The organism is Streptomyces sp. NPDC040405 (assembly GCF_055595765.1).
The window spans coordinates 71,711-78,076 of sequence record NZ_JBVIVI010000018.1; the positions used below are offsets into that span (position 1 = coordinate 71,711).

Annotated in this window: 4 protein-coding genes; 2 read left to right on the top strand and 2 right to left on the bottom strand. The window is 69.8% G+C overall.

Annotated features, from left to right (window positions below):
- Positions 1-122: 122 nt before the first annotated feature.
- Entirely contained in the window at positions 123-1,757 is a 1,635-nt protein-coding gene (locus ACZ59A_RS41180; protein ID WP_470970018.1) for an AMP-binding protein, read from the bottom strand.
- A gap of 300 nt (positions 1,758-2,057) precedes the next feature.
- On the opposite strand from ACZ59A_RS41180, the gene ACZ59A_RS41185 reads away from it, so the two are divergent.
- On the top strand, positions 2,058-4,043 hold the full coding sequence (locus ACZ59A_RS41185) for a M6 family metalloprotease domain-containing protein (RefSeq protein ID WP_470970021.1): 1,986 nt from the start codon (positions 2,058-2,060) through the stop codon (positions 4,041-4,043).
- A 103-nt stretch (positions 4,044-4,146) separates the two neighbouring features.
- Here the strand turns inward: ACZ59A_RS41185 and ACZ59A_RS41190 are convergent, their stop codons facing one another.
- Entirely contained in the window at positions 4,147-5,529 is a 1,383-nt protein-coding gene (locus ACZ59A_RS41190; RefSeq protein ID WP_470970024.1) for a M28 family peptidase, read from the bottom strand.
- 441 nt (positions 5,530-5,970) lie between these two features.
- Between ACZ59A_RS41190 and ACZ59A_RS41195 the strand changes: the two genes are divergently transcribed.
- Complete coding sequence (locus ACZ59A_RS41195; RefSeq protein ID WP_470970027.1) at positions 5,971-6,345, top strand: hypothetical protein; 375 nt, start codon at positions 5,971-5,973, stop codon at positions 6,343-6,345.
- The last annotated feature ends 21 nt before the right edge of the window (positions 6,346-6,366 follow it).

The following is a 6,366-nucleotide window of genomic DNA, read 5'->3' on the forward strand; positions in this document are numbered from 1 at the left end:
TCCCCCTCTCCCCCCCCCCCCCCCCCCTCCCCCCCCCCCCCCCCTCTCCCCCCTCCCCCCCCCCCCCCCCCCCCCCCCCCCCCCCCCCCCCCCCCCCCACGGCCGTGAGGGGGCCCGCCGCCTCAGTGGCCCCGGCCGGTGGTCGGCTGCGGGCGCAGCAGGAAGCGCTGCGTCTTGCCGCTGGAGGTCTTGGGCAGTTCGTCCACGAAGTGGATCTGCCGCGGGTACGCGTGCTTGGCGAACCGGTCCCGGACGAGCTGCTGCAGCTCGGCGGCGAGCGTCTCGCCCGGCCGGGTCCCGGGGCGCAGGACGACGAACGCCTCGATGACCTCGCCGTACTCGTCGTGCGGAATGCCCACCGCGGCGGCCTCCGCCACCGCCTCGTGCTCCTGCAGCACGCTCTCCACCTCGAAGGGGCCGATGCGGTAGCCCGCCATCAGGATGATGTCGTCACCGCGCCCGGAGAAGAACAGATCGCCCTCCTCGTCCTTCGCCGCGGTGTCGCCGGTGTAGAACCACCGGCCGTCGGGGCTGAACTTCTCGGCCGTGCGCTCCGGGGAGCCCAGGTAGCCCTTGAACCACATCAGCGGGCTGTTCGCGATGTCGATCGCCACCCGCCCGGGGACACCGGTCGCCGCCTCGGCGGAGTTGGTGTCCTCGCGCAGGATCTTCACCGACCAGCCGGGCAGCGGGCGGCCCATGGAGCCGGACTTGAGGTCGGTGCGCAGCTCCGGATGCCAGGCGTGGACGATGGTCATGCCCAGCTCGGTCAGGCCGTAGTGGTCGCGTACGGGGACGCCGAGCGTCTCCCGGGCCCACTCGACGACATCCGTGGGCAGCGGTTCACCGGCCGCGGAGCAGCAGCGCAGCCGCAGGTCGCCGGGGACGGCGGCGCCGGATGCGCGCAGCTTGCGGTAGACGGTCGGTCCGGCGGTGAAGTTGGTGACGCCGTACTCGGACAGCACGCGCCAGGTGTCCTCGGCGGAGAACAGGCTGCTGAACAGCAGGCTGCGCCGGCCGAGGGCGAGCGGCCCGATGATGGCGTAGTACAGGCCGTACGCCCATCCCGGGTCGGCGGCGTTCCAGAACACGTCGGTGGGCTGGTGGTCCAGGCCGAATTCCTGGTACATCGCGAAGCCCGCGACGGCGTTCAGCGGGATCGGCACGGCCTTCGGGGAGCCCGCGGTGCCGGAGGTGAACAGCTCCACGATGGTGGCGTCGCCGCCCACCGCCACCGGCTCGGGCTGCGGTGCGTGCGCCTCCAGCAGCTCGGAGAAGGCGAGGTCGGTGCCGGTGGCGTGGCCGGTCGTGATGATCTGCCAGGGCCGCTCACCGGGGAAACCGGACTCCGGGTCCAGCTTCGGGCGCTGGTCGGCGTCCGTGATCACGGCCTTGGTGCCGTTGCCGATGGTGCGCAGCGCGATGGCCGGTGGGGCGAACGCGGTGAACAGCGGCACCTGAACGGCCCCGAGCCGCCAGATGGCGAGGGACACGATGAGCAGTTCGGCGGACTTGCCCATCAGGGTGGCGACCCGGTCACCGGTCCCGACGCCCAGGTCGGCCAGGGCGCTCGCCATGCGCGACGAGCGGTCGCGGAGCTCACCGAACGTCATGTCATGGCTGGTCAGGTCCTTGCTCACCACGGTGAACGCCACGGCGTCCGACGGATGCCGGTCGCACAGCAGGTACGCAGTACACGCCGCTGGCTCACCGAAGGTCTTGAGCAGGTCAGCCATCCGCTCTTCTGGGCTGGTCAAGAGGGCTCCTTGGGCTGGTTTCCACACGTCGCGCCATACAGGAGGTCGGCGGCGCCTTCCCGTTGGCCGGTACACGCTATCGCGGTTTTCGATGTGCTCCGCAGCCGTGTGCGGTGGGATTCCGGCTCGTCAACGCGGTGGCGCACGCCCGGTTTCCGTCGCGGAAGCCACAGCGGCACTCTGGCGTCACCCCGGCCCCCGGCTTACCGTGGCAGCCGTAGTCATACCGTGCGCACGGCTGGTTCTGTCTGAGCAACACTTCCGGACAAGAGGTGAGCCTTGTTCCTCCGCCGAAGACGAGTGCGCCGATTAACGGTCGTCGCCACGCTCCTCGCCGCCCTGGCCGCCGTCGCAGCCGGGCCCGCGGGGGCCACTCCCGACCGTACGCCGAGCGCCCGGCCGCCCCTCGTCGACCCGATCGACCCCCAGCGCTGGCAAAACCCCGACGACATGACCTGGGCCGACTACCGCGCGGTCCCCGGCACCCGCTGGGCCGACCCGGACGTCGAGCCCACGCAGCGCACCTTCAAGGGCGCGCTGGTGCTTCTGGACTACCCGGACGAGGAGTTCACGGTCGGCCAACCGGCGGGATCGACGCTGTTCGGCAACCCGCAGCCGTCCGCCTCCGGCATACCGCGCGACCGCCTGCCGCGGTTCTACGAGGACTTCCTCAACAAGCCCGGCGCGCTCAACAACGGTCACACCATCAACGAGTACTGGATGGAGGACTCCGGTGGCCGCATCGGCGTCGACCTGACGGCCTTCGGTGTGTACCGCATGCCCGCGAAGTCCTATCAGTACGGGGTCGAGGACTCGATGAATCCGGGCGCCTGCCCGGCCGGGGACACCTGCGGCATGGACATCCGGACCGACGGGAAGGCGGCCTGGACCGCCGACGTGAGCGCCGGGGAAACCGAGAAGTTCGACTTCGTCTTCTATCTCGCGGCCGGGCAGGACGAATCGTCCACCTGGCAGGAGTTCGGCCAGATGAAGTTCGCCGACCGGCAGGACGTACCGGCCGTATGGGGCCCGCCCGCTTCCACCGGGAGCAACGCGGCGGCGACCCGCTACGTACCGTGGACGTCGTGGCAGGCCGCGGCCCGCATCTGGCCCAACGCGGAGGAGGGTTCGTCCCTCCAGACCGAAAGCTCCGGCATGGCCGTGTACGCCCATGAACTCAGCCACATCCTGGGCATAGGCGACAACTACAACAACCCCTACGGCACTCCCCTCAGCCGCTCCTACACCGGCATCTGGGGCATGCTCTCCCGCGGCTCGTTCAACGGCCCCGGCGGCCCGCACACCCGGTGGCAGATACCCGCCACCGCCGGTGGGTCGATGGGCGCCCAGCATGTGCTGCGCGACAAGCTGAAGCTGGGCATCGTGGACGAGAAGAACGTCCTGCGCCTGGACCGGGACGCGCTGGCGGATTCCGGACTCGCGGTGGCCCGGGTCACGGCGCGTTCCGCGCCACCGGGCGAGAAGGGCCTCTCGGGCGTCAACATCACGCTGGGCAGCGATCTCTCACCGTCCTGCGACCGGAAGACCGACCCCCTGTGCGACGGCGGCGGCTACGACAACTACACCGTCGAGGCGGTGGACCGCATGGGCATGGACTCGTTCACCCCGGACAACGGAGTGCTGATCAGCAAGACGAAGAACAAGGATCAGGCCCCGTTCGCCTGGGTGGTCGACGCCCACCCCGAGGACATCGACATGGTGGACTTCCAACGCCCCGACGGCACCACGCAGAAGATCACCATGGGCGACTACCGGCAGCTCAGCGACGCGCTCTTCCACGCCGGCGCCGACTCCGGCAGCCAGTACGAGTACATCGACAAGGCCAACCGGCTGCACTTCTACGTCCTGAACCTGAAGCGCGACCGGTCCGGAGTGCTCTCGTACGACATCGCCGTCAAGTCGCTGGACGGCTCCGGGCCGCAGCGGCGTGGCGTCGGCCTGGACCGCGGCGTGGCGAAGGGCCACCCCTCGAAGGGCCGCGCCATGTGCACCTTCGACCTCGCCAACACCGGGCGCGCCGGAAGCGGCGGCGCCCATCTGGACTCGGATGTCTACCGGCTGTCGACCACGGCCACCGGCCGGGGCTGGTCGGCGTGGCTGCCCAACCAGCTCGCCACCGCCAAGGCCGGAACCTCGGTCGACGTGGGCGTGGCCGTGACCGCGAAGAGCGGAGCCGACCGGCACGGCAAGGTCGTCCTCACCGCCCGCTCCGAGAGCGACCCGAACAAGACGGCCAAGGCCACGTGCGCGCTGCGCACACGGTAGGACCACGCACGCGGTGAGTACGGCAGCATGAGGGCGGCCCGCCGGGAAACCGGCGGGCCGCTCCCGTACGTACCGTCACCCCTCAGCCCTCAGCCCTCAGCCCTCAGGTCGATTCCAGCGGCACCCGGAGGGTGTCCGGCGCACAGCCGTGCGTCCCCGCGATGATCCGCGCCGCGCCCATGGTGAGCGGCACCAGGCTCTGCTGGTCCACCTTGTCGGGGGTGTCCCTGGGGTCGAAGATGTACATCGGCGTGGTGATCAGCTGCACCAGTGGCACACCCGTGTAGTAGAAGTACGCGCCGTCGGTGGCCGGGTTCGGCGCGAAGGCGGTCGGCGACAGGATCCACGAGCGGCGCAGATCCTCGGCCGCGATCGAATCGGCCACCAGCCGCTCCAGCGCGGGCGCCTGGGTGGTGAACCACCAGCGCACCTCCGGATCGTCGGTGGGCACGACCTCACCGTCCACCACGACGGCCTGGCGCGCCGCGTGTTCCAGATGCATTTCGAGAACGACCTGCGGAAACAGCTCCGGATGCGCCTCGATGAACGCCTGGGTGCCCGCGGCCCCGGCCATATGGCCCGACGTCAGCAGGAACAGCATGTTGTGCGGCCGCAGTTCCTGGGGCACCGACGCCCAGAACGTGGCCTGCGCGAGGACGAGCGCCACCCCCGAGGCGTCCTCCACCGCCGAGGCCCACGGTCCGTCGTGGTGCGACCCGATGATCACCCAGTGGTCCGAGGCGCCGGGCAGGGTGCCCACCACATTGTGGGTGGTCTCCTCGGTGATGGTGGCATCGGAGATGATCCGGCCCTCGCACGCGCCCGAGGCCATCAGCTCACGGACCCGCTCGCCGTCGCTGCCGCTCAGCCAGATCCCGGGGATCGACCGCAGCTCGGCGTCATAGGGCCAGTAGAAGTCGCTGGTCTCCCAGGGCACACCGGTGAGCAGGCCGACGTACGCGGTCGCCCCGTCCTTGATGGCGATGTCGAAGTCCAGCACATGCGGAAGGTCGAACGGCACGGTCTGGACGAGATCGGGGAAGACCCCCTCGGGGTCGTACGCATCGGTGGCGCGGGCCTGCACCTCCGTCTGCGGCAGCTGGGTGAAGCCGATCTCCTGGACGGCGATGCCGCCGCCGACCTCCCCGTCCTCCATCCGCACCAGCCGTCCCTCGGTGCCCTCGGTGGGGGTGGTGTACGGCAGGGCGAGCCCGGAGAAGCGGGTGACCTCGCCGGGGCGGTCCGCGGGCCAGATCTCGAAGGCGGCCGACCGCGGCCGCCAGACCGGCGTGTCCAGCGGCTCCAGCCGGACGTCCTCCAGTCCCACTTCCCGGAACTGCTCGGCGGCCCACTCCTCGGTCCAGCTGTCGGCGGAATAGCCCGCCCGGCGAATGCCCTGGCTGACGATCAGTTCGATCCAGCCCATCATCTCCTTCGAGGTGGGTGCCCGATCGATGTACTTCTCCAGCGCCGACCAGCCGCTCATCGCCATCCTCCTTCATCCCGACGTCCGGTTCATGCTCGACGGCCGGTCTAAAGCTGGGCTAATGAGGCGCGGCGCCAAGCCACGCGTTAGAGCACCTTTAGGGACGGCGCAAATGATGGTCGCCGTATCCGCTCCAGGGCTTGCCAGGTGGCTCAGCCGCAGGTCAGCGCCCGATCAAAGCCCGATTACCGATGGGAGTCGCGTATGCGTACCGGGAAGGCAGTACACACGGGCCTAGTCGCCGTGGGTCTCGTGGCGTTCGCCGTCACTCCGGTGAACGCCGAACCCGAGGCCGAGTCCGGGGCCGACTCCGGGGACAGGCCGTCGCGCGCCACTTCCGCGAACCCGCTGCCCGCACCGCCCCAGATGCGCGCATTGGAATTCCTCCTCGGGTCCTATACGTGCGACTACACACCCCCACCGGGCAGTAAGGAGGCGGTGATGCACCTGACCACGAAGCGGGCCATGGGCGGGCATTACTACTACACCGACGCGACGCTGGAACCCGGCCATGTGGTCGGCCGGTCGACGTTCGGCTGGGATCCCGTGGACGGAAAGTTCATCGTCCAGTACCACGACAACTGGGGCTCCTCCGCGAATTACTCCTCCCCCGGCTGGAGGAACGGCCACCTGGTGTTCAAAGGCCCGCTCAGCCAGGTGGTCACGCCCAGCGCCACCGGAAAGACCGAGGGCGTGAACATGGACGTGGTGGACGATTACCAGGTACTCGGTCCCGGACATTTCAAGGACGCCACTAGCTTCACCTTCCCCGACGGAACAACCTTGCGGGGCAGTTACGACTGCCGTCGCTCATAGCGGTTTCGTGGTCGCCGGTTC

What these genes read in the sequence shown, in the direction of transcription:
- ACZ59A_RS41190 (WP_470970024.1), bottom strand. Translation starts at nt 5,529, where the DNA reads ATGAGCGGCTGGTCGGCGCTGGAGAAGTACATCGATCGGGCACCCACC.
- ACZ59A_RS41195 (WP_470970027.1), top strand. Translation starts at nt 5,971, where the DNA reads ATGCACCTGACCACGAAGCGGGCCATGGGCGGGCATTACTACTACACC.